The 25818-nt window shown below is 53.4% G+C and carries 21 protein-coding genes; 11 read left to right on the top strand and 10 right to left on the bottom strand.

From position 1 onward, the window contains the following. Positions 1-204 precede the first annotated feature (204 nt). The 3 genes from secM to mutT are packed head-to-tail and all read left to right on the top strand — an operon-like array spanning position 205 to position 3924. The gene (gene secM / locus ACUY4S_RS19270; RefSeq protein WP_312687289.1) at positions 205-711 is read left to right on the top strand and encodes a secA translation cis-regulator SecM; all 507 of its coding nucleotides are present in this window, start codon (positions 205-207) and stop codon (positions 709-711) included. Positions 712-769: 58 nt separating this feature from the next. Further along, positions 770-3475 (top strand): preprotein translocase subunit SecA, encoded by a 2706-nt coding sequence (secA, locus tag ACUY4S_RS19265; protein WP_312687290.1) that lies wholly within the window; start codon positions 770-772, stop codon positions 3473-3475. Between the two features lie 59 nt (positions 3476-3534). Further along, positions 3535-3924 (top strand): 8-oxo-dGTP diphosphatase MutT, encoded by a 390-nt coding sequence (mutT, locus tag ACUY4S_RS19260; protein ID WP_458021817.1) that lies wholly within the window; start codon positions 3535-3537, stop codon positions 3922-3924. A 42-nt stretch (positions 3925-3966) separates the two neighbouring features. Here the strand turns inward: mutT and yacG are convergent, their stop codons facing one another. Genes yacG through coaE form a run of 3 tightly spaced genes read right to left on the bottom strand, consistent with a single transcriptional unit; the run spans position 3967 to position 5534 of the window. Further along, complete coding sequence (yacG, locus tag ACUY4S_RS19255; RefSeq protein ID WP_312687293.1) at positions 3967-4161, bottom strand: DNA gyrase inhibitor YacG; 195 nt, start codon at positions 4159-4161, stop codon at positions 3967-3969. 9 nt (positions 4162-4170) lie between these two features. Beyond that, entirely contained in the window at positions 4171-4914 is a 744-nt protein-coding gene (zapD, locus tag ACUY4S_RS19250; protein ID WP_312687295.1) for a cell division protein ZapD, read from the bottom strand. After that, positions 4914-5534 carry a dephospho-CoA kinase gene (coaE, locus tag ACUY4S_RS19245; RefSeq protein ID WP_458021846.1) on the bottom strand — a complete coding sequence of 207 codons (621 nt, stop codon included), beginning with the start codon at positions 5532-5534 and terminating at the stop codon, positions 4914-4916. The genes zapD and coaE overlap by 1 nt, the downstream gene beginning before the upstream one ends. 321 nt (positions 5535-5855) lie before the next feature. Here coaE and ACUY4S_RS19240 point away from each other — a divergent pair, with 321 nt between their 5' ends. Beyond that, complete coding sequence (locus tag ACUY4S_RS19240) at positions 5856-6899, top strand: GMP reductase (RefSeq protein ID WP_312687299.1); 1044 nt, start codon at positions 5856-5858, stop codon at positions 6897-6899. Positions 6900-6927: 28 nt separating this feature from the next. On the opposite strand, the gene hofC is transcribed toward ACUY4S_RS19240, so the two are convergent. From hofC to nadC, 4 genes are all read right to left on the bottom strand, one after another. Next, positions 6928-8130, bottom strand: coding sequence for a protein transport protein HofC (gene hofC / locus ACUY4S_RS19235; protein ID WP_458021818.1), 1203 nt, complete (start codon positions 8128-8130; stop codon positions 6928-6930). After that, complete coding sequence (gene gspE, locus ACUY4S_RS19230; protein ID WP_312687302.1) at positions 8120-9505, bottom strand: type II secretion system protein GspE; 1386 nt, start codon at positions 9503-9505, stop codon at positions 8120-8122. Before gspE ends, hofC begins: the two co-directional genes overlap by 11 nt. Before the next feature lie 9 nt (positions 9506-9514). After that, complete coding sequence (gene ppdD, locus ACUY4S_RS19225; RefSeq protein WP_312687304.1) at positions 9515-9952, bottom strand: prepilin peptidase-dependent pilin; 438 nt, start codon at positions 9950-9952, stop codon at positions 9515-9517. A 178-nt stretch (positions 9953-10130) separates the two neighbouring features. Then, entirely contained in the window at positions 10131-11024 is an 894-nt protein-coding gene (nadC, locus tag ACUY4S_RS19220) for a carboxylating nicotinate-nucleotide diphosphorylase (RefSeq protein WP_458021819.1), read from the bottom strand. Positions 11025-11154: 130 nt separating this feature from the next. Here nadC and ampD point away from each other — a divergent pair, with 130 nt between their 5' ends. Together ampD and ampE are read left to right on the top strand one after the other, a co-directional pair. Further along, on the top strand, positions 11155-11718 hold the full coding sequence (gene ampD, locus ACUY4S_RS19215; RefSeq protein ID WP_458021820.1) for a 1,6-anhydro-N-acetylmuramyl-L-alanine amidase AmpD: 564 nt from the start codon (positions 11155-11157) through the stop codon (positions 11716-11718). Then, the gene (gene ampE / locus ACUY4S_RS19210) at positions 11715-12569 is read left to right on the top strand and encodes a beta-lactamase regulator AmpE (RefSeq protein WP_312687309.1); all 855 of its coding nucleotides are present in this window, start codon (positions 11715-11717) and stop codon (positions 12567-12569) included. Before ampD ends, ampE begins: the two co-directional genes overlap by 4 nt. 16 nt (positions 12570-12585) lie before the next feature. On the opposite strand, the gene ACUY4S_RS19205 is transcribed toward ampE, so the two are convergent. The 3 genes from ACUY4S_RS19205 to aroP form a co-directional block, all read right to left on the bottom strand. Continuing rightward, a complete protein-coding gene (locus ACUY4S_RS19205) occupies positions 12586-13536 on the bottom strand; it encodes a glycoside hydrolase family 43 protein (RefSeq protein ID WP_312687311.1) in 951 nt (316 codons plus the stop codon). Further along, on the bottom strand, positions 13536-14939 hold the full coding sequence (locus ACUY4S_RS19200) for a glycoside-pentoside-hexuronide (GPH):cation symporter (RefSeq protein ID WP_458021821.1): 1404 nt from the start codon (positions 14937-14939) through the stop codon (positions 13536-13538). Before ACUY4S_RS19200 ends, ACUY4S_RS19205 begins: the two co-directional genes overlap by 1 nt. Before the next feature lie 170 nt (positions 14940-15109). Then, positions 15110-16483 carry an aromatic amino acid transporter AroP gene (aroP, locus tag ACUY4S_RS19195; protein WP_312687314.1) on the bottom strand — a complete coding sequence of 458 codons (1374 nt, stop codon included), beginning with the start codon at positions 16481-16483 and terminating at the stop codon, positions 15110-15112. 534 nt (positions 16484-17017) lie between these two features. Here aroP and pdhR point away from each other — a divergent pair. The 5 genes from pdhR (at position 17018) to ACUY4S_RS19170 (ending at position 25756) form a co-directional block, all read left to right on the top strand. Next, positions 17018-17782: a pyruvate dehydrogenase complex transcriptional repressor PdhR gene (gene pdhR, locus ACUY4S_RS19190; protein WP_312687316.1), complete on the top strand. Its 765-nt coding sequence runs from the start codon at positions 17018-17020 to the stop codon at positions 17780-17782. A 174-nt stretch (positions 17783-17956) separates the two neighbouring features. Then, a complete protein-coding gene (aceE, locus tag ACUY4S_RS19185; RefSeq protein ID WP_312687318.1) occupies positions 17957-20620 on the top strand; it encodes a pyruvate dehydrogenase (acetyl-transferring), homodimeric type in 2664 nt (887 codons plus the stop codon). 14 nt (positions 20621-20634) lie between these two features. Next, positions 20635-22542, top strand: a complete 1908-nt coding sequence (aceF, locus tag ACUY4S_RS19180; RefSeq protein ID WP_458021822.1) for a pyruvate dehydrogenase complex dihydrolipoyllysine-residue acetyltransferase — start codon at positions 20635-20637, stop codon at positions 22540-22542. Between the two features lie 203 nt (positions 22543-22745). Next, entirely contained in the window at positions 22746-24170 is a 1425-nt protein-coding gene (gene lpdA / locus ACUY4S_RS19175; RefSeq protein ID WP_312687473.1) for a dihydrolipoyl dehydrogenase, read from the top strand. A 158-nt stretch (positions 24171-24328) separates the two neighbouring features. Beyond that, positions 24329-25756: a hypothetical protein gene (locus tag ACUY4S_RS19170; RefSeq protein WP_458021823.1), complete on the top strand. Its 1428-nt coding sequence runs from the start codon at positions 24329-24331 to the stop codon at positions 25754-25756. Positions 25757-25818: the final 62 nt, after the last annotated feature.

Raw genomic sequence — 25818 nt, 5'->3', positions numbered from 1 at the left:
TATTTGCACGTTTGTAAATCCTCTCTTTGTGCTTCCTTGATTCATAACAGCATTCTGGCTGTGCGAACGCTGCATTCCTGACCGTTTTTATCCTCTAAAATGCCGGAATACTGCTGTGGCGGAGGCCGCTTTAGTGGTAAGATTCGTGCGCAAAATGACACAAACAGAAGTCAATTCGACAAGCGTTATTTTTGGGTGGAGTAAGTGAGCGGAATTCTGACGCGCTGGAGACAATTTGGCAGACGTTATTTCTGGCCGCATCTCTTATTAGGGATGGTCGCGGCGAGTCTCGGCCTGCCCGCGCTTGCCAACAGCGCTGAACCAGCACAAACCCCACGCGAGAGTAGCCGTAATCACGACAATGCAGGCTCGGTCAATTTCACCAGTCTTGCATTACTGGAAGCGAACCGACGCCCTAATTTTACTGTCGATTACTGGCATCAACATGCCATCCGCACCGTCATTCGCCATCTTTCGTTCGCTATGGCACCGCAAGCGCTGCCGGTGGCAACCGAAGAAGCTTTGCCAATTCAGGCACACCATCTCGCTTTACTGGATACGCTCAGTGCGTTACTGGACCAGGAAGGCAAGCCGCCAGCCATTGTTCGTCTGGCCGTTCAAACGTCCGCCGCGCCTGATGCTGCGTTCTCTATCTCCACCTGGTTAAGTCAGGTGCAGGGCATTCGCGCCGGTCCTCTTCGCCTCAGCTAAAAAAATACCCTAATTCATTTTTTTAGCTCCACGGCGTGGAGCGTTTGAGATTTTTATTATGCTTATCAAATTATTAACTAAAGTCTTCGGTAGTCGTAACGATCGTACACTGCGCCGTATGCGCAAAGTCGTGGCACAAATCAATGCCATGGAACCTGAAATGGAAAAGCTCAGCGATGATGAGCTGAAAGCCAAAACCGCAGAGTTCCGTGCGCGCCTGGAAAAAGGCGATACCGTTGAAAGCCTGATCCCGGAAGCCTTTGCGGTTGTGCGTGAAGCCAGTAAACGTGTGTTTGGCATGCGCCACTTCGACGTGCAGTTGCTGGGCGGTATGGTCCTTAACGAGCGCTGTATTGCAGAGATGCGTACCGGTGAAGGTAAAACCCTGACGGCAACCCTGCCTGCTTATCTTAATGCCCTGAGTGGCAAAGGTGTGCACGTCGTTACCGTCAACGACTATCTGGCTCAGCGTGATGCCGAGAACAACCGTCCGCTTTTTGAATTCCTCGGCATGAGCGTGGGCATTAACCTGCCTAATATGCCTGCTGTCGCCAAACGTGAAGCCTATGCTGCCGATATCACCTACGGCACAAACAACGAATACGGCTTTGATTACCTGCGCGATAACATGGCGTTCAGCCCTGAAGAGCGTGTACAGCGTAAACTGCACTATGCGTTGGTGGATGAAGTCGACTCCATCCTCATTGATGAAGCGCGTACGCCGTTGATCATTTCGGGTCCGGCAGAAGACAGCTCTGAACTTTACAAAAAAGTTAACAAAATCATTCCGTATCTGGTTCGCCAGGAAAAAGAAGATTCCGACACCTTCCAGGGCGAAGGCCATTTCTCCGTGGACGAAAAAGCGCGTCAGGTGACCCTGACTGAGCGTGGCCTGGTGCTGATTGAAGAGCTGTTGGTGAAAGAAGGCATCATGGAAGAGGGCGAGTCGCTCTACTCTCCGGCGAATATTATGCTGATGCACCACGTCACCGCCGCGCTGCGGGCTCACGCGCTTTTTACCCGCGATGTTGACTACATTGTTAAAGATGGTGAAGTCATTATCGTCGATGAGCATACCGGGCGTACCATGCAGGGACGTCGCTGGTCAGATGGTCTGCACCAGGCGGTTGAAGCGAAAGAAGGTGTGGATATCCAGAACGAAAACCAGACGCTGGCGTCCATTACTTTCCAGAACTACTTCCGTCTGTACGAAAAACTGGCCGGTATGACCGGTACAGCGGATACCGAAGCGTTTGAGTTCAGCTCTATCTACAAACTCGATACGGTCGTTGTGCCGACTAACCGTCCGATGATCCGTAAAGATATGGCGGATTTGGTCTATATGACCGAAGCGGAAAAAATCCAGGCCATCATCGAAGACATTAAGGAACGCACCCAAAATGGTCAGCCGGTTCTGGTTGGTACCATCTCTATTGAGAAGTCCGAAGTGGTTTCCCATGAGTTGACCAAAGCGGGCATCAAGCACAACGTATTGAACGCCAAGTTCCACGCCAAAGAGGCGGATATTGTGGCGCAGGCGGGCTATCCAGGTGCCGTTACCATTGCCACCAACATGGCAGGTCGTGGTACCGATATCGTACTGGGCGGCAGCTGGCAGGCAGAACTGGCCGAATTGGAAGAACCAACTGCAGAGCAAATCGCGAAGGTAAAAGCCGAGTGGCAGGTGCGTCATGATGCCGTGCTGGCTTCTGGCGGTCTGCACATTATCGGTACTGAACGTCATGAATCGCGTCGTATCGATAACCAGCTGCGTGGTCGTTCCGGCCGTCAGGGCGATGCAGGTTCTTCCCGTTTCTATCTCTCAATGGAAGATGCGCTGATGCGTATTTTCGCCTCCGATCGTGTCTCTGGCATGATGCGTAAACTGGGGATGAAACCGGGTGAAGCAATTGAACACCCGTGGGTGACCAAAGCGATTGCCAACGCACAGCGTAAAGTTGAAAGCCGTAACTTCGATATTCGTAAGCAGTTGCTGGAATATGATGATGTGGCAAACGACCAGCGCCGTGCCATCTATACTCAGCGTAACGAATTGCTGGACGTGACCGATGTAAGCGAGACGATCGCCAGCATCCGGGAAGATGTATTTAAAGCCACTATTGATGGTCACATTCCGCCGCAGTCGCTGGAAGAGATGTGGGATATTCCGGGTCTGCAGGAACGTCTGAAAAACGACTTCGATCTGGATCTGCCTATTGCTGAATGGCTGGATAAAGAGCCGGATCTGCATGAAGAGACGCTGCGCGAGCGTATTCTGCAAAGCGCTATCGAAACCTACCAGCGTAAAGAAGAGGTGGTGGGTGCTGAGATGATGCGCCACTTCGAAAAAGGCGTGATGCTGCAAACGCTTGATTCTCTGTGGAAGGAGCACCTGGCTGCGATGGATTACCTGCGTCAGGGCATTCATCTGCGCGGCTACGCGCAAAAAGATCCGAAGCAGGAGTACAAACGCGAATCCTTTGCTATGTTCGCTGCGATGCTGGAATCCCTGAAATATGAAGTGATCAGTACCCTGAGCAAAGTACAGGTGCGCATGCCGGAAGAAGTGGAAGCAATGGAGCTACAGCGTCGTCAGGAAGCTGAGCGTCTGGCGCAGATGCAGCAACTGAGTCACCAGAACGACGAAGCAGAAGCGGCGGCCGCACTGGCAGCGCAGACTGGCGAGCGCAAGGTAGGACGTAACGACCCGTGCCCGTGCGGTTCCGGTAAAAAATACAAACAGTGCCACGGCCGTCTGGCGTAACGCATTGATAAAAAATAAAAAGGCGCAGACTTCTGCGCCTTTTTTATGGAGTCTGCAATATGAAAATTTTAAACATCGCAGTGGGGATTATTCGCAACCCACAAGGGGAAATCTTTATTACCCAGCGTGCCGCTGATGCGCACATGGCGAATAAATGGGAATTTCCTGGGGGTAAAATTGAAGCCGGAGAAAACCCAGAACAGGCGATGGTCCGCGAGCTACAGGAAGAAGTGGGCATTACCCCGCATGAGGCGACATTGTTCGATAAGCTGGAATATCAATTTCCGGATCGCCATATCACGCTGTGGTTCTGGCTGGTCGAGCGCTGGGATGGGGAACCGTGGGGGAAAGAGGGGCAGCCGGGCAATTGGGTTGCACAAAGCGCGCTCGATGCGGCTAAATTCCCGCCAGCCAACGAGCCCGTAATTACCCGCCTATTATCAGAGTGATGCCATTAACCTGCCGGGTAATGTGCCGGCAGGCAAGCCAGATCAAGGCTGTTCTTCACTCCAGTCGTCGCTGTCCGACAAGTCGCCAGCGCTTGGAATGCGCTTTTCTTCAGCCGCCCATTCGCCCAGGTCAATAAGCTGGCAACGTTTAGAGCAGAACGGGCGAAACGTGCTCTTTTCTGCCCAGACGACCCGTTTGCCGCAGGTGGGGCAGTTAACGGTGATTTCTTCAGACATCTTTACTCCTTAACAGCAGGCCAGTTCAAAATCGAGTCGCTCTGGCACTACGCCATTTTCGCTATCCAGCGGCATAAAGCGAATGGCAAAACGGCTCTTATGGCCGGAAATTTGCGGGTATAACCGATCGTCCAGTTGTAATTGCAGACGCAGTAAATCGGCGTCGTCACCATTATCCTGGTAAAAACCATTCAGACTGGTCTGACGGCGGAAGGGTGCAGCATTACGAATTAAATCAAGGATCAGCGACAGGGTCTGCTGCAGTGGCAATAAACTGTCCAGCCAGATCGCGATTTGTGCATCCCGCTGTGCCTGCGGCAGGTGCAACCAGACATGCAGTGTGGGCAGATCGAAGCTGCAGCATCCACCAGGAATGCTCAGACGCTGGCGTACCAGACCAATAAGACGATCTTCCCGCAGCAACTGACCGATGCGCGGTGCATTCATCAGTACGGCCCCGCTCTCTTTTAATTGCTGACGAATGGCTTCAATCCGGCTCTGATCAACGCCGGGTACATCGCTCCATGCGCGCAGTTTACGCTGCTGGCGCTCCAGCTCTTTGAGCAGTTCCGTTCGGGTATCGCCCCGTTCGAATACGTCCAGTAAATCGCCCACGTTGCGGAAAAAGTGCAATGCATCAGCATGGGTGCTCAGCGGCAGATTAACCGAGAGTTGCTGCAGTAAAAACTCGACGCGCAACCAGGTACGCATCTTTTCGTTAAGCGGATGTTCAAAAAGAATGTGGGTGTGCATTACGGTTTTTCCTGTGATACGGCCTGCAGGGCGTTCTTAAGATACGCGGCGTGCAGGCGGGCAACATCCGAGGCAATTGCATCTGGTGCGCCATTATTGTCAATAACATCATCCGCGACGGCAAGCCGCGCTTCACGTGTGGCCTGGGCCGCGAGAATATTTTCAGCATGTTCACGGCTGACGCCATCACGCTGCATGGTGCGTGAAATCTGTGTCTCTTCAGAGACATCAATAACTAAAACCCGATCGGCTTTGTGATAAAGCTGGTTCTCCACCAGCAGTGGCACAACCCACAGCACATAAGGCGATGAGGCTTGCGCAATTTGTTGCTGCGTCAGCTGATGAATAAGCGGGTGGAGTAACCCGTTAAGCCAGGTTTTATCTGCAGGAGAAGCAAAGATGCGCTCACGTAATAAACGGCGATTAAGTGAACCGTCCGCAAGGATCATTTCAGTGCCAAAATGCCTGGCAATAGCGCGTAATGCAGGCGATCCGGGTTCCACAACCTGGCGGGCAATAATATCCGCGTCGACAACATCAACACCAAGTGCGGAGAAGGCATCTGCGACGGTACTTTTACCACTGCCAATGCCGCCGGTTAACGCGACCGTATACCCCATAACGCTTAATCCCAAAATAGTCTGTCGCACATCACAATCTGCGATCTTTTTCCTGCCAACAAGATAATCATTTACTGCTCTTCTGAATAAAGAAAATCGCAAATCGTTAAATATATTTACTAATTTAATCAGTGGGTTGTCATTTAATCAGTCAGCATTTCAGCTCATTTGCCTGAACGCGCCTGTCCACCAGGTAAATTTATAGGATTGTAGCGTAAAAAAAGAGAATTTCGCAGTCTTGCACGGGTCTTATTAGCGCGTATGATAGCGTCACTGGAGTTGTGAGTTTGTCCTTTCGCCATTAACCCCAGGAATCCGCACATGCGTATTGAAGAAGATCTGAAGTTAGGTTTCAAAGACGTTCTTATCCGCCCAAAACGTTCCACCCTTAAAAGCCGTTCCGATGTTGAGCTGGAACGCGAATTTACCTTCAAACATTCAGGATTGAACTGGTCTGGCGTACCGGTTATTGCCGCCAATATGGATACCGTTGGCACGTTTGCCATGGCGAAAGCGTTGGCCTCATTCGACATCCTCACTGCGGTGCATAAACACTATTCAGTTGAAGACTGGCAGGGGTTTATTCAGCGTGAATCTGCAGACGTGATCCGTCATGTTATGGTGTCTACTGGCACGTCAGATGCTGATTTCGAGAAGACAAAGCGTATCCTGGCCTTACACCCGTCGCTGAACTTTGTCTGCATTGATGTGGCGAATGGTTATTCTGAGCATTTCGTGCAGTTCGTCGCCAAAGCACGTGAAGCCTGGCCAGACAAAACCATTTGTGCAGGCAATGTCGTCACTGGCGAAATGTGCGAAGAGCTGATTCTGTCTGGAGCTGACATCGTTAAAGTCGGTATTGGCCCAGGTTCTGTATGCACCACGCGTGTGAAAACCGGTGTAGGTTACCCGCAACTCTCCGCGGTGATTGAGTGTGCCGATGCTGCGCATGGTCTTGGCGGTCAAATCGTCAGCGATGGTGGTTGCACAGTCCCTGGCGACGTGGCGAAAGCCTTTGGCGGTGGTGCAGATTTCGTGATGCTAGGCGGTATGCTGGCAGGGCACGAAGAGAGCGGCGGAACTGTTGTAGAAGAAAACGGTGAAAAATTCATGCTTTTCTACGGTATGAGCTCAGAATCTGCGATGAATCGCCATGTTGGCGGTGTTGCTGGTTACCGCGCCGCAGAAGGAAAAACTGTTAAGCTTACGTTGCGTGGCCCGGTGGAAAATACCGCCCGCGATATCCTTGGCGGTTTACGTTCCGCATGCACCTATGTGGGGGCTTCTCGTCTGAAAGAACTGACCAAACGCACGACCTTTATTCGCGTTCAGGAACAAGAGAACCGCGTGTTCAACAGCCTGTAAGGCAACAGCTGGCACAGCCCTTGCGCCTCTACCCTGTACTGCCCATCGCATCTCCCAGATGGAAGATGGGCAGATACATCGCTACCACCAGCACGCCAATGATCAGCCCGGTAACGACAAGCAACAACGGTTCCAGCACCGCAGCAAGCCCATCGGCCTGATGCTGAGTCTGTTCGCTATGGTGCTGCGCCAGATTTTCCAGCATCACATCCAGCGTACCCGAAATTTCGCCGGTGTGAATCAGCTGAACACACAGTGAGGTGAATTCTCCGCTCCCGGCCAGCGCTGACGATATTGATGATCCCTGCGTAATTTGCTGGTGCGCCTGGTGCAGCACCTCCTGCCAGTACGGGCAAATCATGGTCTCTTTTACGCTTTCCAGACCTTGTAAAAAGGTGATTCCCGCGCGCTGCGTCAGCGAGAGCACAGTGAAAATCTGGCTCAGCCGCTGCCCGCGAATCAACCGCCCCATCTGCGGACAACGTAACAACCAGCGTTGTTGCGTGCGCCGCCAGCCGGTATGGCGGCGCATCATCGTCATGGCTCCGGCCATCATTAGCCCAATGATCATTAATGGCACGGCACCTTGTTGCAGAAGTGCCGCGCCAGCAATTACGCCACGGGTGAGCGCTGGCAGTGGCGTATTGAACGTCTGGTAGATAGCAGAGAACTGCGGCAGCACCAGGTAAACCATCGCCAGCACGATGGCTGCGGTCAGTGAAAGAATGATCAGCGGATAGCGCAGCGCTTTTTTTACTTTTTGCGCCAGTTCCCGCTGAGCTTGCTGCTGGATGGCCAGTTTAAAACAGCATTCATCGAGCTTTCCTGTCAGTTCGCCTGTCTGGATCATCGCCAGCCAGAGTGGCGGGAAAACGTCTGGCCACTCCCGTAGCGCGGCAGAAAAGCTTTCGCCTTGTTCCAGCGTCTGCGCAAGATGCTGCAACAATGCCCGCCATTGCCTGGCGGGATGTTGCTGCGCCAGCAGCTGCAAACTGGCAGACAAGGTCAGCCCTGCCTGCAGTAAGGTGGCAAGCTGGCGCAAGAGTGTACAAGCCTGTTCTGCCCGCCAGAGCGACCGCCTTACAGGGCTGCGCTTCAGCGTTAAAGGATGGATCTGTTGCTGATTCAGCCGTTGTAGTGCAGCGTTGCGATCCTCACACCACATAGCGCCATGCTGTAATGCACCGGTGCTGTCGATCCCGTTCCACTGCCATAACTGCCTAGTCGCCATGGGGCAGACCCAGTATGCGCACCAGCTCTTCAAGCGTCGTTAGCCCTTTTTCTACCGCCATGCAGCCGTGCTGGAAGAGGGTAGACATACCCCCTTCACGGGCGCATTGTTCAATTTCACTCACTTGCTTACCGCTGGCGATGGCGTGGCGAAGTTCAGGTGTGACAGCAAACACTTCGAACAGGGCAACCCGCCCATAGAAGCCGTGATAACACTGTTCGCACCCTTCCGCTCGCCACCGAGGTAGCGGACGCGGCCACAGATCCCCCGGCAGTTGGTTGTTTTCGTGAGTCAGTTTACGGCAATGTGGGCAGAGTTTACGTACCAGACGCTGGGCAACCACCAGCAATAATGCCGACGAGATCATCCAACGGGCGACGCCCATCTGCTCAATGCGTACCAGCGCTTCGCTGGTGGAGTTGGTATGCAGTGTCGACAACACCAGGTGCCCGGTTTGCGACGCTTTGATGGCAATTTCTGCCGTTTCGCCATCACGAATTTCCCCGACCATGATGATATCCGGATCCTGGCGTAGCAGGGCGCGCAGCACACTTTGAAACGTCAGCCCGGTTCGCGGATTAATCTGCGTTTGATTGAGCCCCTCCAGGGGGATTTCTATCGGATCTTCCACACTGCAAATATTGACTTCGGGTTTGTTGCGCCGCTGTAACGCACTGTAGAGCGTAACGGTTTTACCGCTGCCGGTTGGACCGGTCACCAGGAGTAACCCCTGAGGTTGCGACAGCGCCGCGGTAAATAGCGCCAGCTGGGCGTCTGTCATACCGAGTGCTGTCACTTCCAGTGCCTGATTGACCTGATGCAGCAGACGCAGAACCACTTTTTCGCCATGCCGACAGGGTAACGTTGCGATACGAAATGAGATGGCGTGACCGTCAAGCTCAATGCTGAATTGCCCATCCTGTGGCAGACGTCGTTCCGCAATATCAAGGTTGCCAAGTACTTTCAGCCTTGCGGTTATCGTGGGCGCGTAATCACAGGGAAGGGGAGAGATCGCATGTAAAACGCCATCAACACGTAACCGGATAACATACTGGGTTTCACCCGGCTCGAAATGGATGTCTGACGCCCGTAATACCTGCGCCAGCTTCAGCGTTTGATCCAGCACCTTTGCGATAGTCACACTCTCCTCTGTATGGGAGGGGAGAGGTCTCTGCACCGTCATTTGCCGGTGTTTGTCCATTTGATCCTGTGTCCAGCAACGGATATCAACGCGCTTTTGTACCGCGAAACTGAGTGATTCCATCAGTTCAGGGGCAGGGGTATCGACTACCGCGATGGTGAGTACTTCATCTTCATTGTTTAGCAGTGCGGCATTATGCCGCTGGCACAGTGCGACCAGTTTATCCTTTTTCATTGCGTCTCCTTAAGGGCGTCCGGTACGGAAAACATCTTCACAAGCTTGCTGCAAGGCGCTATCGCTATTGGTGTTGCAGTTGCGCGTCCAGCTTTTAAGACCTTCGGTATCACTCCATTGTGGCGTCATTACAATACTCAGCCCTTTCAGGCTCTCTTGCCCGGTCAGCGAGACCACGCCTTTGGCGACGCTCATCGCCGCTACATAACGCGTGCTGATCGGGAGAGGAATACCATTGCTACCTGCATCACAGCTCTCAATACCGCCGCGATCCAATGCACATAACTCCACGGCAGTACGATAGGGCACGTAGGTCTGCAAGAGATCGGTCAGCGCGGCTTTGCGCAGGTAGTTCTGATAGGCGGGGATCCCAACGGCGCTCAGAATGGCAATAATGCCGATCACGACCATCAACTCAATGAGGGTAAATCCCTGTTGTTTATTCATCTTTGGCTCCTTGTAGTGAGCCGTTACTGTGTCAGTGCCTGAGGGGGACTGCGAGAGGGAAAATTGGTTTAAGGAAGAGGGTTTCCAGACTTGCTACTGATGTAGCAAGAGAGAACAAAAAGTTTGCGAGGAGGTACGCAAAAAAACGGGCCAGCGGCCCGTTCAGTGAGCAGGTGGGTTAGCGAAAACGCATCGACAAATCGAGCGCGCGGACATGTTTTGTCAGAGCGCCGACGGAGACATAATCAACGCCGGTTTCGGCATATTCACGCAGGGTTTCCAGCGTCACATTGCCGGAGACTTCCAGCCGTGCTTCACCGTTGGTGCGTTTCACGGCTTCACGCATTTGTTCTGGGGTGAAGTTGTCCAGCATGATGATATCGGCCCCGGCTTTGAGAGCATCGTCGAGTTCATCCAGCGTTTCTACTTCGACTTCTACCGGCACGTCCGGATGTAACCAAAAAGCTTTTTCCACCGCCTGGCGTACCGATCCCGCCGCGATAATGTGGTTTTCTTTAATTAAAAAGGCGTCAGAGAGACCAAGGCGATGGTTGGCGCCGCCGCCGCACAATACGGCATATTTCAACGCCGTGCGCAGCCCAGGTAATGTTTTTCGCGTATCCAGCAGTTGCGTTTTCGTTCCGTTCAGTCGTTCCACATAACGACGCACTTCGCTGGCGACACCTGACAGGGTTTGTACAAAATTTAACGCTGTTCTTTCGCCGGTCAGCAGCACGCGTGACGGTCCTTCCAGTTCGAATAAAGGCTGATCGGCCCTGATGACATCCCCATCTGCCACGTGCCATGTCAGGGTCACATCGCTGCCCGCCAGCTGGATGAAGACCTCTTCGACCCAACGCTTGCCGCAGAATACACCTGCTTCACGGGTGATGATCACCGCGTGCGAGCGATTCCCCGGCGGTAACAATTGAGCGGTAATATCGTTATTCGCATCGACGTCTCCCCCCAGATCTTCGCGCAGCGCCTGGGCGACAGCGGCAGGGATATCCAGTTCGATACGTTTGAGCAGTGCGTCACGTCGAAGGTCGGGGTTATAGCGGCGAGGCGGCATGATAAACTCCAAAAAAGGCAACGAATCACAAAGTTAGGCAATGTCTTGTGCAGGGAGGCCATTACAGGACACCGCCTGAACATGCTACTCTGAAGCGTGTTTCAGCACCATCCTCTATAAGGAGTTCCTTATGCAGTTACGCAAGGGCTGGCTGGTGGAAGCGCGGCAGGTGCCGTCTCCACATTTCGATTGCCGCCCGGACGATGAACAGCCTTCACTACTGGTGGTACATAATATCAGCTTGCCACCCGGGGAATTTGGTGGCCCGTGGATAGATGCCTTATTCACCGGCACGCTGGATGCGACCGCCCATCCCTTTTTTGCTGAGATTGTTCATCTGCGTGTTTCCGCACACTGCCTGATCCGCCGCGATGGCGAGATTGTGCAGTATGTGCCTTTTGATAAACGTGCCTGGCATGCGGGTGTATCTTCTTATCTGGGACGGGAGCGCTGTAATGATTTCTCGATTGGTATCGAACTCGAAGGCACGGACCATCAGCCCTACACCGATGCGCAATACCAGCAACTGGCGGCCGTAACCCGAACGCTGATTGAGCTTTACCCGTCGATTGCCGACAATATGACCGGGCATAGCGATATAGCCCCTGTGCGCAAGACTGACCCGGGCCCTGCTTTTGACTGGGCACGGTTTCGCGCGCAGGTCGCCGGTTTGTCAGAAAAGGAGATGCCATGACGTTATTCACCATGCTGCTGGTACTGGCGGCAGAGCGGCTGTTTAAACTGGGAGAGCATTGGCAACTGGATCACCGTCTGGAAGTGGTATTCCGGCGGGTTAAGCACTATTCGATGATCAGAACGGTTTTGATGACAGCGCTGGTCATGCTGGTGACGTTTCTGATCCTGCGTGCGCTGTTGGGGCTATTTTTTAATGTGCCGTTGCTGGTGGTGTGGATCCTGTTGGGGCTGTTATGCATTGGTGCAGGCAAAGTCCGTTTGCACTATCACGCCTATCTGAAAGCGGCGGCGCGCAATGATAGTCATGCCCATAATGCAATGGCCAATGAGCTGACGCTGATCCACGGTGTACCGCCGGGCTGCGATGAGCGTGAGTTTTTGCGCGAACTGCAAAACGCGCTGGTATGGATTAACTTTCGTTTTTATCTTGCCCCGCTGTTCTGGTTTATTGTTGGTGCGTCGTGGGGGCCAGTGCTGCTCGCGGGCTATGCGTTTTTACGTGCCTGGCAGTCATGGCTGGCGCGCTATCAAACGCCGAATGAGCGCCAGCAGTCCGGGATCGATGCGATCCTGCATGTGCTGGACTGGATCCCGGTGCGGCTGGCGGGCGTGGTTTACGCATTGGTCGGGCATGGCGAAAAGGCGCTGCCCGCCTGGTTTGCTTCGCTTGGCGATCGCTATACCTCACAGTACCAGGTGCTGACGCGCCTTGCGCAGTTCTCACTGGCGCGCGAACCGCATATGGATAAAGTCGAAACCCCCAAAGCCGCCGTGTCGATGGCGAAGAAAACCTCACTGGTGCTGGTGGTAGTGGTGGCGCTGCTGACTATTTACGGCACGCTGATTTAACCCGCGTGCCGTCGCGTTACGGATGATCCGCAGGTGGGGTACCAAAATCAGGCATCCCATCTTGCTGCCAGTGTACCGTTTTCAGGCGGGTATGACGGTTAGGATCGTACAGCGGATCCCCTTCAATTTCCGTGTAATTGCGCGCGTGATACACCAGCACATCTTCCCCTTCCGGCGTTTGCGTAAAGCTATTGTGACCAGGGCCATACTGGCGATTTTCATAGCTGGTTTTAAACACCGGCTGTGGTGCTTTGTGCCAGTTGGCGGCGATCTGTGGATCCGCTGACCTGTCAATCCATAACAAGCCCATGCAGTAGTTTTCATCTGTGGCGCTGGCGGAATAGCTAATAAACAGCTTGTCACCGTGGAACAGCACCGCAGGCCCTTCATTGACTAAAAAGCCGCGACACTCCCAGTCAAACTCGGGCTTGCTGAGCAGTACAGGATGGCCTTTTAACGTCCATGGGTTTTCCATTTCTGCGAGATAGAGGTTGGAATTCCCGGCGATGTCCGGCGCTTTTTGCGCCCACAAGTACCAGCGTTTCCCTTGATGGACAAAGGTTGTGGCATCCAGCGCAAAGGTGTCGAAAGGCGTTTTCACCTGGCCGCGCGCCACCCAATGCCCATTCAGTGGATCGCTATCTGCGCATTCGAGCACAAACATACGGTGCTGGAACATATTCAGCGCATCCAGCGCTTTTGTCCCGGCAGCGGCGAAATAAAGATACCATTTGCCATCAATATGATGCAGCTCTGGCGCCCAGATGAGTTCGCTCATCGGGCCGCTCGTCGGTTTGCGCCACACAACCACGCCTTCGGCCTGACGGAGCCCTTCCAGCGTGCTGGCGCGACGGATCTCAAGTCGGTCATATTCCGGGACTGATGCCACAAAGTAGTACATTCCCTCATGGCGCAGAATAAACGGATCTGCGCGCTGTTCAATAAACGGATTTGGCCAGTGGCTCATTATGCTTTCCTTACGTTGTCGCCAGCGGGGACTTGCTGACTTCCGGTCAGTTCGTGGTAATTCACGCGGCGTTTCTCCAGGTCCGCCTGGATCTGTTTCATCAGGTCGCGGTCGACTTTCAGCAGGCGTACAACGCCTGCGGTAATCAGGTAACCAACACCCGGAATGACGGTAAACAGCAGCATAATGCCATTGATCGCCGTCGCGCTTTGTTGTTTGGCCCCCGCATCGTACCCATACCAGGAAAGCAGGAAGCCGACCATTGCCCCGGCGACAGCCAGCCCGACTTTGAGGAAGAACAGATTGCCAGAGAAACTGATGCCGGTAATGCGTTTGCCAGTTTTCCACTCGCCATAATCATCGACGTCTGCCATCAGCGACCAGTGCAGCGGAGAAGGGATCTGGTGCAGAATGTTGAGTAAAAAGTAGAGCACCACAATCAGCATCGTGGCGAGTGGATCAAAGAAGTAGAACGCGCAGGAGAAAATAGCCAGCGCGATATTGGTCCAGAAAAAGACTTTAAGTTTGCACCAGCGGTCGGTCAGTACTTTGGCCAGCATACTGCCGATCATCATGCCAACTACGCCAAGACTGATAAACAGCGTCGCAAAGTGGGTGCTTTCTCCCATTACCCAGGTCACGTAATACATGGTTGCCGCCATGCGAATAAAACCGGGGCAGACGTTTGATAGCGTCAGCAGCAGAATGCGCACCCACTGGTCGTTTTTCCACACATCTTTAAAGTCTTTTTTCAGGTCATCGTTGGTTGGCACGGCCGGGTGAACGCGCTCGCGAACGGTGGCAAAACAGAACAGAAACATACACATGCCAATAAATGCCAGCACGGTCATCGCCAGCTGGTAGCCTTTGGCTTTGTCGGCGCCGCCGAACCATTCCGCCATCGGCAGCAGGGTTAATGAGAGTAGCAGGGTGGCAATCCCGACCATCACGAAGCGGTAAGACTGGCAGGCCACACGTTCCTTCGGATCGTTGGTGATCACGCCGCCCAGCGAGCAGTAAGGAATATTGATGGCGGTATAAGTCAGCGACAGCAGGAAGTAGGTGATAAAGGCATAAATCACCTTGCTGTTGTAGGTCCAGTCCGGAGTGGTGAACATCAGTACGCTGAACACAGCATAGGGCAGGGCTATCCACAACAGCCACGGACGGAAACGCCCATACTTGCTTTGTGTTCGGTCGGCGAGAGCCCCCATTAACGGGTCGGTCACCGCATCAATAACGCGAATCGACAGCAGTAATACCCCGACCAGCGCCGGGGCGAGGCCGAAGATATCAGTATAGAAATAGTTCACAAACAACATGATGGCGCCGAAAATAATATTACATCCGGCATCGCCCATGCCGTAGCCAATCTTTTCTTTAACAGACAGTTTGTTGCCCATTGCCGGTTCCCCATTTGAGATATGGAAGAATTATTCACCTGTAAATTTTTCTTTGCGTAGCAGGATCAGGCCGCAGAGATGGACAAAATGGCTATGTAAAAGGAAGTGTGAGGAAGGTAACATTGTGATAACAATCCTCTCCCTGGCGGGAGAGGGGCGCAGAATAAGGATTAATTAGCTTTTACGGCTTTTGCATTTTTCTGCTTAAGCGCATAGCCAACGCCGAGGATAGCAATCCAGACGGGGATCAGATATACGGAGATCGCCATACCTGGCGTCATCAGCATAATCACCAGCACAGCGGCCATAAACACCAGGCAGATCCAGTTACCTAACGGGTAGAGCAGCGCCGGGAATCGCGGTGTGACCCCCTGCAACTGCTTAGCACGGCGGAAGCGCATATGCGCCAGGCTGATCATCGCCCAGTTAATCACCAGCGCAGAAACCACCAGCGCCATCAGCAAGCCAAATGCGGACTCCGGTGCCAGGTAGTTGATCAGCACGCACAGCGCTGTAACGACCGCAGAAACCAGAATGGTATTCACCGGTACGCCGCGCTTGTCCACCGAGAGCAGCGCTTTTGGCGCATTACCCTGCTGCGCGAGGCCGAACAGCATACGGCTATTGCAGTAAACGCAGCTGTTGTAGACCGACAACGCGGCGGTCAGCACCACGATGTTCAGCGCGTTTGCCACCAGCGTATCGCCCAGTTCGTGGAAAATCAGAACAAACGGACTGGTGTCGGCGGTAACGCGTGTCCATGGCAGCAACGAAAGCAGAATAGCCAGTGAACCCACATAGAAGATCAGGATGCGGTAGATAACCTGATTGGTGGCTTTCGGAATGCTTTGCTCCGGGTTGTCGGCTTCAGCGGCGGTAATGCCAACCAGCTCCAGGCCGCCAAAAGAGAACATAATGATGGCCATCATCATTACCAGCCCGGAAAAGCCGTGCGGCAGGAAGCCGCCTTGTTCCCAAAGGTTACGCACTGTCGCCTGCGGGCCAGCGTTGCCGCTAAACAGCAGCCAGCCGCCGAACAGGATCATTGCCACCACGGCCACCACTTTGATAATGGCGAACCAGAATTCCATCTCGCCAAACACTTTGACGTTGGTCAGGTTGATGGCATTAATGATGACAAAGAAGGCGGCAGCAGAAGCCCACGTTGGGATCTCTGGCCACCAAAACTGGATGTATTTGCCGACAGCGGTCAGTTCCGCCATCGCGACCAGTACATACAGAACCCAGTAGTTCCAGCCGGAAGCAAAGCCAGCAAAGCTACCCCAATATTTGTAGGCAAAGTGGCTGAATGAACCCGCGACCGGCTCTTCCACTACCATTTCGCCCAACTGACGCATAATCAAAAATGCAATAAAGCCTGCAATGGCATAACCCAGAATAATGCCAGGGCCGGCGGATTGAATGACTGACGCGCTGCCCAGAAATAGGCCAGTCCCGATAGCTCCACCCAGCGCAATAAGCTGAATATGGCGGTTCTTAAGGCCGCGCCTTAGCTGATCGCCATGCTGTTGACCTTCCATCATGAAACCTCGTGTGTGGTTGTTATATGTACGCTGTCGTTTGCGTGTAAGGAATAAATTCCGTTTTTTGTATTTATTGGTTTACGAAAGGCTGATGTGATTTTTCACTCATCTCTTTCATAGGGCTCAGAATAGTGGTAAGTGCGCGGGAATGCATCTGCTTTATGAAGGTGTGATGACGACCTGATGAAAAAGAAACCGTTTGTCAGTAACCCCTTTACCCCCTGCCCATACTGAAAATTAATATTTATTCATTTTTGATGAATTTAAATTCAAATATTCACCGACTGAATCGGTTCATATGCCTTATTTGTCGTTTCAGGAAAGTTAAAACTGCCTCTTTCGTGGTAAATAGGTCATTTGTGCAAGGTTACATCTTTGAAACGTCATTTCTGTAACATTGTTAAAATGTGCGTGGTTTACTGATTTCAATCAAAACCTGTATGGACAGAAGGTGAATACTTTGTTACTTTAGCGTCACGAACATGAAATTGGTAAGACCAATTTACTCCGGGCGAATGGTAGAGACAGGGAACAATGGCCTACAGCAAAATCCGCCAGCCAAAACTATCCGATGTGATTGAGCAGCAACTGGAGTTTTTGATTCTTGAGGGGACATTACGCCCCGGTGAAAAACTGCCTCCAGAGCGTGAGCTGGCCAAACAGTTCGACGTTTCTCGTCCTTCACTGCGCGAGGCCATTCAACGTCTCGAAGCAAAAGGGCTGCTTCTCCGTCGCCAGGGGGGCGGGACCTTTGTCCAAAGCAGCCTGTGGCAGAGCTTCAGCGATCCGCTGGTAGAACTCCTGACCGACCATCCAGAATCCCAGTTTGACCTGCTTGAAACCCGCCACGCGCTGGAAGGCATTGCCGCCTATTACGCTGCGCTCCGTAGCACCGACGAAGACAAGGTTCGTATTGGCGAACTGCATCGGGCTATTGAGCTGGCTCAGCAGTCAGGGGATCTGGACGCGGAGTCCGACGCTGTCGTGCAGTATCAAATTGCCGTAACCGAAGCGGCACATAATGTTGTTCTGCTACATCTGCTACGCTGCATGGAGCCGATGCTGGCACAGAACGTTCGTCAGAACTTTGAATTGCTGTACGCGCGCCGCGAAATGCTGCCGCTGGTTAGCAATCATCGCGCCAGCATTTTCGCAGCGATCATGGCCGGTCAGCCGGAAGAGGCGCGAGAAGCATCGCACCGTCACCTGGCATTTATCGAAGAGATTTTGTTGGATCGCAGCCGTGAGCAGAGCCGTCGTGAACGTTCGCTCCGCCGGCTGGAACAGAGAAAGAATTAAGATTTTCTGGTGCAGTTTGCACCGGAAGAGTTGTAACACCAGCGCCGACCTTTAGAGCGCGGCAACTAAACGCAGAACCTGTCTTATTGCACTTTTGTTGTCCTGTAATAATGAGAATGCAATGGGACAGGTTCCAGACAAATCAACGTATTAGATAGATAAGGAATACCCCCCATGTCAGAACGTTTACAAAATGACGTGGATCCGATCGAAACTCGCGACTGGCTACAGGCGATCGAATCGGTCATCCGTGAAGAAGGTGTTGAGCGCGCTCAGTATCTGATTGACCAGCTCCTTTCAGAAGCCCGCAAAGGCGGTGTGAAAGTGGCAGCTGGCACAGGGGCGAGCAACTATGTAAACACTATTGCCGTTGAAGATGAACCGGAATACCCGGGCAATCTGGAACTGGAACGTCGTATTCGTTCAGCTATCCGCTGGAACGCAATCATGACGGTTCTGCGCGCGTCCAAAAAAGACCTCGAGCTGGGCGGCCACATGGCTTCCTTCCAGTCTTCTGCAACTGTTTACGAAGTGTGCTTCAACCACTTCTTCCGTGCCCGTAACGAGAAAGACGGCGGCGACCTGGTGTACTTCCAGGGCCATATCTCTCCGGGCATCTACGCCCGTGCGTTCCTGGAAGGACGTCTGACTGAAGAGCAGATGAACAACTTCCGCCAGGAAGTTCACGGTAAAGGCCTCTCTTCTTACCCGCACCCGAAACTGATGCCGGAATTCTGGCAGTTCCCGACCGTATCCATGGGTCTGGGCCCGATTGGTGCGATCTATCAGGCGAAATTCCTGAAATATCTGGAACATCGCGGCCTGAAAGATACGTCTGAACAAACCGTTTACGCTTTCCTCGGCGACGGTGAGATGGATGAGCCGGAATCCAAAGGCGCCATCACCATCGCGACCCGTGAAAAACTGGACAACCTGTGCTTCATCATCAACTGTAACCTGCAGCGTCTTGATGGCCCGGTCACCGGTAACGGCAAAATCATCAACGAACTGGAAGGCATCTTTAGCGGTGCTGGCTGGAACGTGATCAAGGTGATGTGGGGTTCTCGTTGGGACGAGCTGCTGCGTAAAGATACCAGCGGTAAACTGATCCAGCTGATGAACGAAACCGTTGACGGCGACTACCAGACCTTTAAATCCAAAGATGGCGCGTACGTTCGCGAACACTTCTTCGGTAAATACCCGGAAACCGCAGCGCTGGTTGCAGACTGGACTGATGAGCAAATCTGGTCCCTGAACCGTGGCGGCCACGATCCGAAGAAAATCTACGCTGCACTGAAAAAAGCACGTGAAACCAAAGGTAAAGCGACTGTAATCCTGGCCCATACCATCAAAGGTTACGGCATGGGTGATACCGCAGAAGGTAAAAACATCGCTCACCAGGTGAAGAAAATGAACATGGACGGCGTGCGTTATATCCGCGACCGCTTCAATGTTCCGGTGACCGACGAGCAGGTAGAAAAACTCTCTTACATCACCTTCCCGGAAGGTTCAGAAGAGCACAAGTACCTGCACGAACGTCGCCAGGCGCTGAAAGGCTATCTGCCTTCTCGTCAGCCGAACTTCACCGAGAAGCTGGAACTGCCTGCGCTGTCTGACTTCTCCCAGTTGCTGGAAGAGCAGAATAAAGAGATCTCCACCACTATCGCTTTCGTTCGTGCCCTGAACGTAATGCTGAAGAACAAGTCGATCAAAGATCGTCTGGTTCCGATCATCGCCGATGAAGCGCGTACTTTCGGTATGGAAGGTCTGTTCCGTCAGATTGGTATTTACAGCCCGAACGGTCAGCAGTACACCCCGCAGGACCGTGAGCAGGTTGCTTACTACAAAGAAGACGAAAAAGGCCAGATCCTGCAGGAAGGGATCAACGAACTGGGTGCCGGCGCATCCTGGCTGGCGGCTGCGACCTCTTACAGCACCAACAACCTGCCGATGATCCCGTTCTACATTTACTACTCCATGTTCGGTTTCCAGCGTATCGGCGATCTGTGCTGGCAGGCAGGCGACCAGCAGGCTCGTGGCTTCCTGGTTGGCGGTACTTCTGGTCGTACAACGCTGAACGGCGAAGGTCTGCAGCACGAAGATGGCCACAGCCATATTCAGTCGCTGACCATCCCGAACTGTATCTCTTATGACCCGTCTTACGCATACGAAGTGGCTGTGATCATGCACGACGGCCTGGAGCGTATGTACGGTGAGAAACAAGAGAACGTTTACTACTACATCACCACGCTGAACGAAAACTACCACATGCCGGCCATGCCGGAAGGTGCTGAGGAAGGTATCCGTAAAGGTATCTATAAACTCGAAACCGTTGCCGGTAGCAAAGGTAAAGTTCAGCTGCTGGGCTCAGGTTCTATCCTGCGTCACGTTCGTGAAGCTGCGCAGATCCTGGCGAAAGATTACGGCGTGGGTTCTGACGTGTACAGCGTGACTTCCTTCACTGAACTGGCACGTGATGGCCAGGATTGTGAGCGCTGGAACATGCTGCATCCGCTGGAAACCCCGCGTGTACCGTACATCGCTCAGGTGATGAACGACGCACCGGCTGTGGCATCCACTGACTATATGAAACTGTTCGCTGAGCAGGTTCGTACTTATGTACCGGCTGATGATTACCGTGTACTGGGTACGGATGGCTTCGGTCGTTCCGACAGCCGTGAAAACCTGCGTCACCACTTCGAAGTTGATGCTTCTTACGTGGTTGTTGCAGCGCTGGGCGAACTGGCTAAACGTGGCGAAATCGACAAGAAAGTGGTGGCGGAAGCAATCACCAAGTTCAACATCGATGCAGATAAAGTTAACCCGCGTCTGGCATAAGAGGTAAAGAAATAATGGCTATCGAAATCAATGTACCGGACATCGGGGCTGATGAAGTTGAAATCACCGAGATCCTGGTCAAAGTAGGCGACAAAGTTGAAGCTGAACAGTCGCTGATCACCGTAGAAGGCGACAAAGCCTCTATGGAAGTTCCGTCTCCGCAGGCTGGCGTTGTTAAAGAGATCAAAGTCTCTGTTGGCGACAAAACCGAGACGGGCAAACTGATCATGATTTTCGATTCCGCCGAAGGTGCAGCAGCCGCTGCACCTGCTCCGGCAGAAGAGAAGAAAGAAGCCGCGCCTGCAGCAGCACCGGCCGCTGCAGCAGCCAAAGAAGTTAATGTCCCGGATATCGGCGGCGACGAAGTTGAAGTCACCGAGATCCTGGTCAAAGTCGGCGATACCGTGACTGCTGAGCAGTCACTGATCACCGTCGAAGGCGACAAAGCCTCTATGGAAGTCCCGGCGCCGTTTGCAGGCACCGTGAAAGAGATCAAAATCAACACCGGCGACAAAGTTTCCACCGGTTCGCTGATCATGATCTTCGAGGTTGCTGGCGCCGCACCGGCTGCCGCTGCAGCACCGGCACAAGCGGCCGCTCCGGCTGCGGCAAGCGCACCGGCAGCAGCGTCTGGCCCGAAAGAAGTGAATGTACCGGACATCGGTGGCGACGAAGTTGAAGTGACCGAAGTGCTGGTAAAAGTGGGTGACAAAGTCTCCGCTGAACAGTCCCTGATCACCGTTGAAGGCGACAAAGCGTCAATGGAAGTTCCGGCACCGTTCGCCGGTACTGTGAAAGAGCTGAAAGTCAACGTGGGCGACAAAGTCTCCACCGGCTCGCTGATCATGGTATTTGAAGTGGAAGGCGCAGCGCCTGCCGCAGCTCCGGCTGCTGCACCTGCTGCCGCTGCTGCTCCGGCCCCGGCTGCTCAGGCGGAAAAACCGGCTGCGGCTCCGGCTAAAGCAGACGGTAAATCTGACTTCGCAGAAAACGACGCTTACGTCCACGCGACACCGCTGATCCGGCGCTTGGCGCGCGAGTTCGGTGTTAACCTGGCAAAAGTGAAAGGAACGGGCCGTAAAGGTCGTATCCTGCGCGAAGACGTTCAGGCTTATGTGAAAGACGCGGTGAAACGTGCTGAATCTGCACCTGCTGCTGGCGCAACAGGCGGCTCTCTGCCGGGTCTGCTGCCGTGGCCGAAAGTGGACTTCAGCAAGTTTGGCGAAATCGAAGAAGTGGAACTGGGCCGTATCCAGAAAATCTCTGGTGCTAACCTGAGCCGTAACTGGGTCATGATCCCGCACGTTACTCACTTCGACAAAACTGATATCACCGATCTGGAAGCGTTCCGTAAACAGCAGAACGCCGAAGCTGAGAAGCGCAAACTGGATGTGAAATTTACCCCGGTTGTCTTCATCATGAAAGCCGTTGCAGCCGCGCTGGAGCAGATGCCGCGCTTCAACAGTTCTCTGTCTGAAGATGGTCAGAAACTGACGCTGAAGAAATACATCAACATCGGTGTGGCGGTTGATACGCCGAACGGTCTGGTTGTTCCGGTCTTTAAAGACGTGAACAAGAAGAGCGTGACCGAGTTGTCCCGCGAACTGACGGTGATCTCTAAGAAAGCGCGTGACGGTAAACTGACCGCTGGCGAAATGCAGGGCGGGTGCTTCACCATCTCCAGCATCGGCGGCCTGGGTACCACCCACTTTGCGCCGATTGTTAACGCGCCGGAAGTGGCTATCCTGGGTGTCTCCAAGTCTGCGATGGAGCCGGTCTGGAACGGTAAAGAGTTCGTACCGCGTCTGATGATGCCGATTTCGCTCTCCTTCGACCACCGTGTGATTGACGGGGCCGATGGTGCGCGCTTTATTACCATCATCAACAACATGTTGTCTGACATCCGCCGTCTGGTGATGTAATCGAGAAAGCCGGCCTGACGGCCGGCTTTTTTCTGCTAATCTCATACTGCTTTTGGGGTTATCAGGGGCAAAGGACAAATCGTTTGCCGTTTGTTGTTTCAAAATTGTTAACATTTTTGTAAACTGCGGGCGGATAGAACGTCCCGGTGGATGAAGGGCGACATGAAGTACCCCTGACCGCCGGAAATCAATAAGAGGTCATGATGAGTACTGAAATCAAAACTCAGGTCGTGGTACTTGGGGCAGGCCCGGCAGGTTACTCTGCTGCCTTCCGTTGCGCTGATTTAGGTCTGGAAACCGTCATCGTTGAACGTTACAACACCCTCGGTGGTGTTTGTCTGAACGTGGGTTGTATCCCTTCTAAAGCGCTGCTGCACGTAGCGAAAGTTATCGAAGAAGCCAAAGCGCTGGCTGAACACGGTATCGTCTTCGGCGAGCCGAAAACCGATATCGACAAAATTCGTACCTGGAAAGAAAAAGTGATCACGCAGCTGACCGGTGGTCTGGCTGGTATGGCGAAAGGCCGTAAAGTGAAAGTGGTTAACGGTCTGGGTAAATTCACCGGGGCTAACACCCTGGAAGTGGAAGGCGAAAACGGTAAAACCGTGATCAACTTCGACAACGCGATTATCGCGGCGGGCTCCCGTCCAATCGAACTGCCATTCATTCCGCATGAAGATCCGCGCGTGTGGGACTCCACCGATGCGCTGGAACTGAAAGAAGTGCCGAAGCGCCTGCTGGTTATGGGTGGCGGTATCATCGGTCTGGAAATGGGTACCGTGTACCATGCGCTGGGTTCAGATATTGACGTGGTTGAAATGTTCGACCAGGTTATCCCGGCTGCTGACAAAGACATCGTTAAAGTCTTTACCAAACGCATCAGCAAGAAATTCAACCTGATGCTGGAAACCAAAGTGACTGCCGTTGAAGCGAAAGAAGACGGTATTTACGTTTCCATGGAAGGTAAAAAAGCCCCTGCCGAACCACAGCGTTACGACGCCGTGCTGGTGGCTATCGGCCGTGTGCCGAACGGTAAAAATCTTGATGCAGGCAAAGCCGGTGTCGAAGTGGACGACCGTGGCTTTATCCGCGTTGATAAACAGCTGCGCACCAACGTGCCGCACATCTTCGCTATCGGCGATATCGTCGGTCAGCCAATGCTGGCGCATAAAGGCGTGCATGAAGGCCACGTGGCCGCTGAAGTTATCGCCGGTAAGAAACACTACTTCGATCCGAAAGTGATCCCGTCTATCGCTTACACCGAGCCAGAAGTGGCATGGGTTGGCCTGACCGAGAAAGAAGCGAAAGAGAAAGGCATCAGCTATGAAACTGCCACCTTCCCGTGGGCTGCTTCTGGCCGTGCTATCGCTTCTGATTGCGCAGACGGTATGACCAAACTGATTTTCGACAAAGAGACGCACCGTGTCATTGGTGGCGCGATTGTCGGCACCAATGGCGGCGAGCTGTTGGGTGAAATCGGGCTGGCTATCGAAATGGGTTGCGATGCTGAAGATATCGCTCTGACTATCCACGCTCACCCGACACTGCACGAATCTGTCGGTCTGGCGGCGGAAGTGTTCGAAGGAAGCATTACTGACCTGCCGAACCCGAAAGCGAAGAAAAAATAAATTTTTCTTTTCGCTGAAACGCCTCTTCGGAGGCGTTTTTTTTGCCTCGTTTTCGTGATCTGCCAGTGATTCCCTCTGCCAGGGGCTCAATATTTCCGCCATTTTGCCGATATTACCTGCTGTCGACCATTCCCGGCGAGAGAAGGAGTTTTATCGTCATGATCAACGGCCTCAACCTGTCGTCGCTTTCCACCGCGGCGCGAGTGACTCCCACTGTAACAGTGAATACCCCGGCGCGAGCGGCTAAAAGCAACAGCGCTTCTGCGGGTTCCGCGGCATCGGCAAAAGTGATATTTGGTAGCCAGACGTCAGAAATCGCCGCCGTTTACAGCCTGTCGCCGAAAAAAATCAGCGCCAGCGTATCCCCGCAAAATAACCCGGCTATCCAACAGCTAATGCAGTCTGCCATGGGCAGCGGCTCGGTATCGGCATTGGGCAATCTTGGCAGTGCGCTGCTGGGTAACCTGAAAGAAGATCGTGCCGATTTCACCCAGGCGCTGACTGGCTTAGCGATGAACAGCAACGGCGGCAAAGCGTCTGCGGTCACGCTGGATATCGTCACCCAGTCGGGCTCGACTGTGCACCTGACCATGACCCAGCAAGAAGATGGCATGGCGGTAGAGGTCAAAACCGAGGGCAACAGTCTGAACGATGATGAAGCCGATGCGATTGCCAACCTCGGGGCTGCATTTCAGAAAACGTTAAACGGACTGGGCGCTGAGTCGCCAGAGCTGGACATAACCGGCTTAACGCAATTCGACAGTAGCGTGCTTAAGTCTGTGGATCTGAAAACGGATGCCCGTATTGGCAACGATTCTCAGCAATCGCTCAATTTTCATGCAGACAGCAAAGAGCGCTGGGTCGCCTATGAAGATCGCGACTTCTCGCTGAAGATGAGCAGCGATGTTTCTCATTCGGCGTTGTCCGGTAATTATGCCCAGCAGCAAAGTGCGCTGAATGCGTATGATGAGAAGTTTGATAAAGCACGTATCGCGGGGCATGGCGATCGCGAGCAAATGGCGGCGTTGAAGTCGGTGTTCCGCGCGCTGAATACCACAGCGGCCAACGATGAATCATTAAAAGTGGGTGTGGCGGATATTCGCGTAGGGGATAACGGCAAATCGCGGCTGAGCGGGCTGAATGACTTCTCCCTGACGCTGACGCAAACGGAGGAATCCATTAATCCGTCGCGGCAGGACGAGAAAGAACGTTTCGCGTACCAGGCTTCGCAGACCACTGAAGAGTCCGTGGCGAATGACGGTTCAAAAACCGTGAAGCAGACAGCGCGAAGCCATCTTAGTGCCGCCTGGCATGAAGCATTAGATCCGTCTATTCCGTTGGCGTTGAACGCCATGAAGTCGTCGCAGAACTACTATTATCACCTGCTGGAAAATGACGAAGAGAGTAGCACCACGCTCAATTACACAGGTCGTGGGCAACTGGCGAGCGTAGGTCAACACGAGCAGGTTAATAACCGCCACACCACGAAAAAATACGTGATGGGCGAAATGGTTGATCAAACCGTGGACCCGGAACAGTACACGCGTAATAACGTCGTTTCCCTGCTGCGAGCGGCGGCGCAATAGCGTCACCAAAACGGCCCTGAGGGGCCGTTTCTGGTTTTTCCCGGCGAGGAATCTCTTCCCTA

Source organism: Kosakonia beeri (genome assembly GCF_054165705.1).
This window is presented reverse-complemented; position numbering and strand designations above follow the sequence as displayed.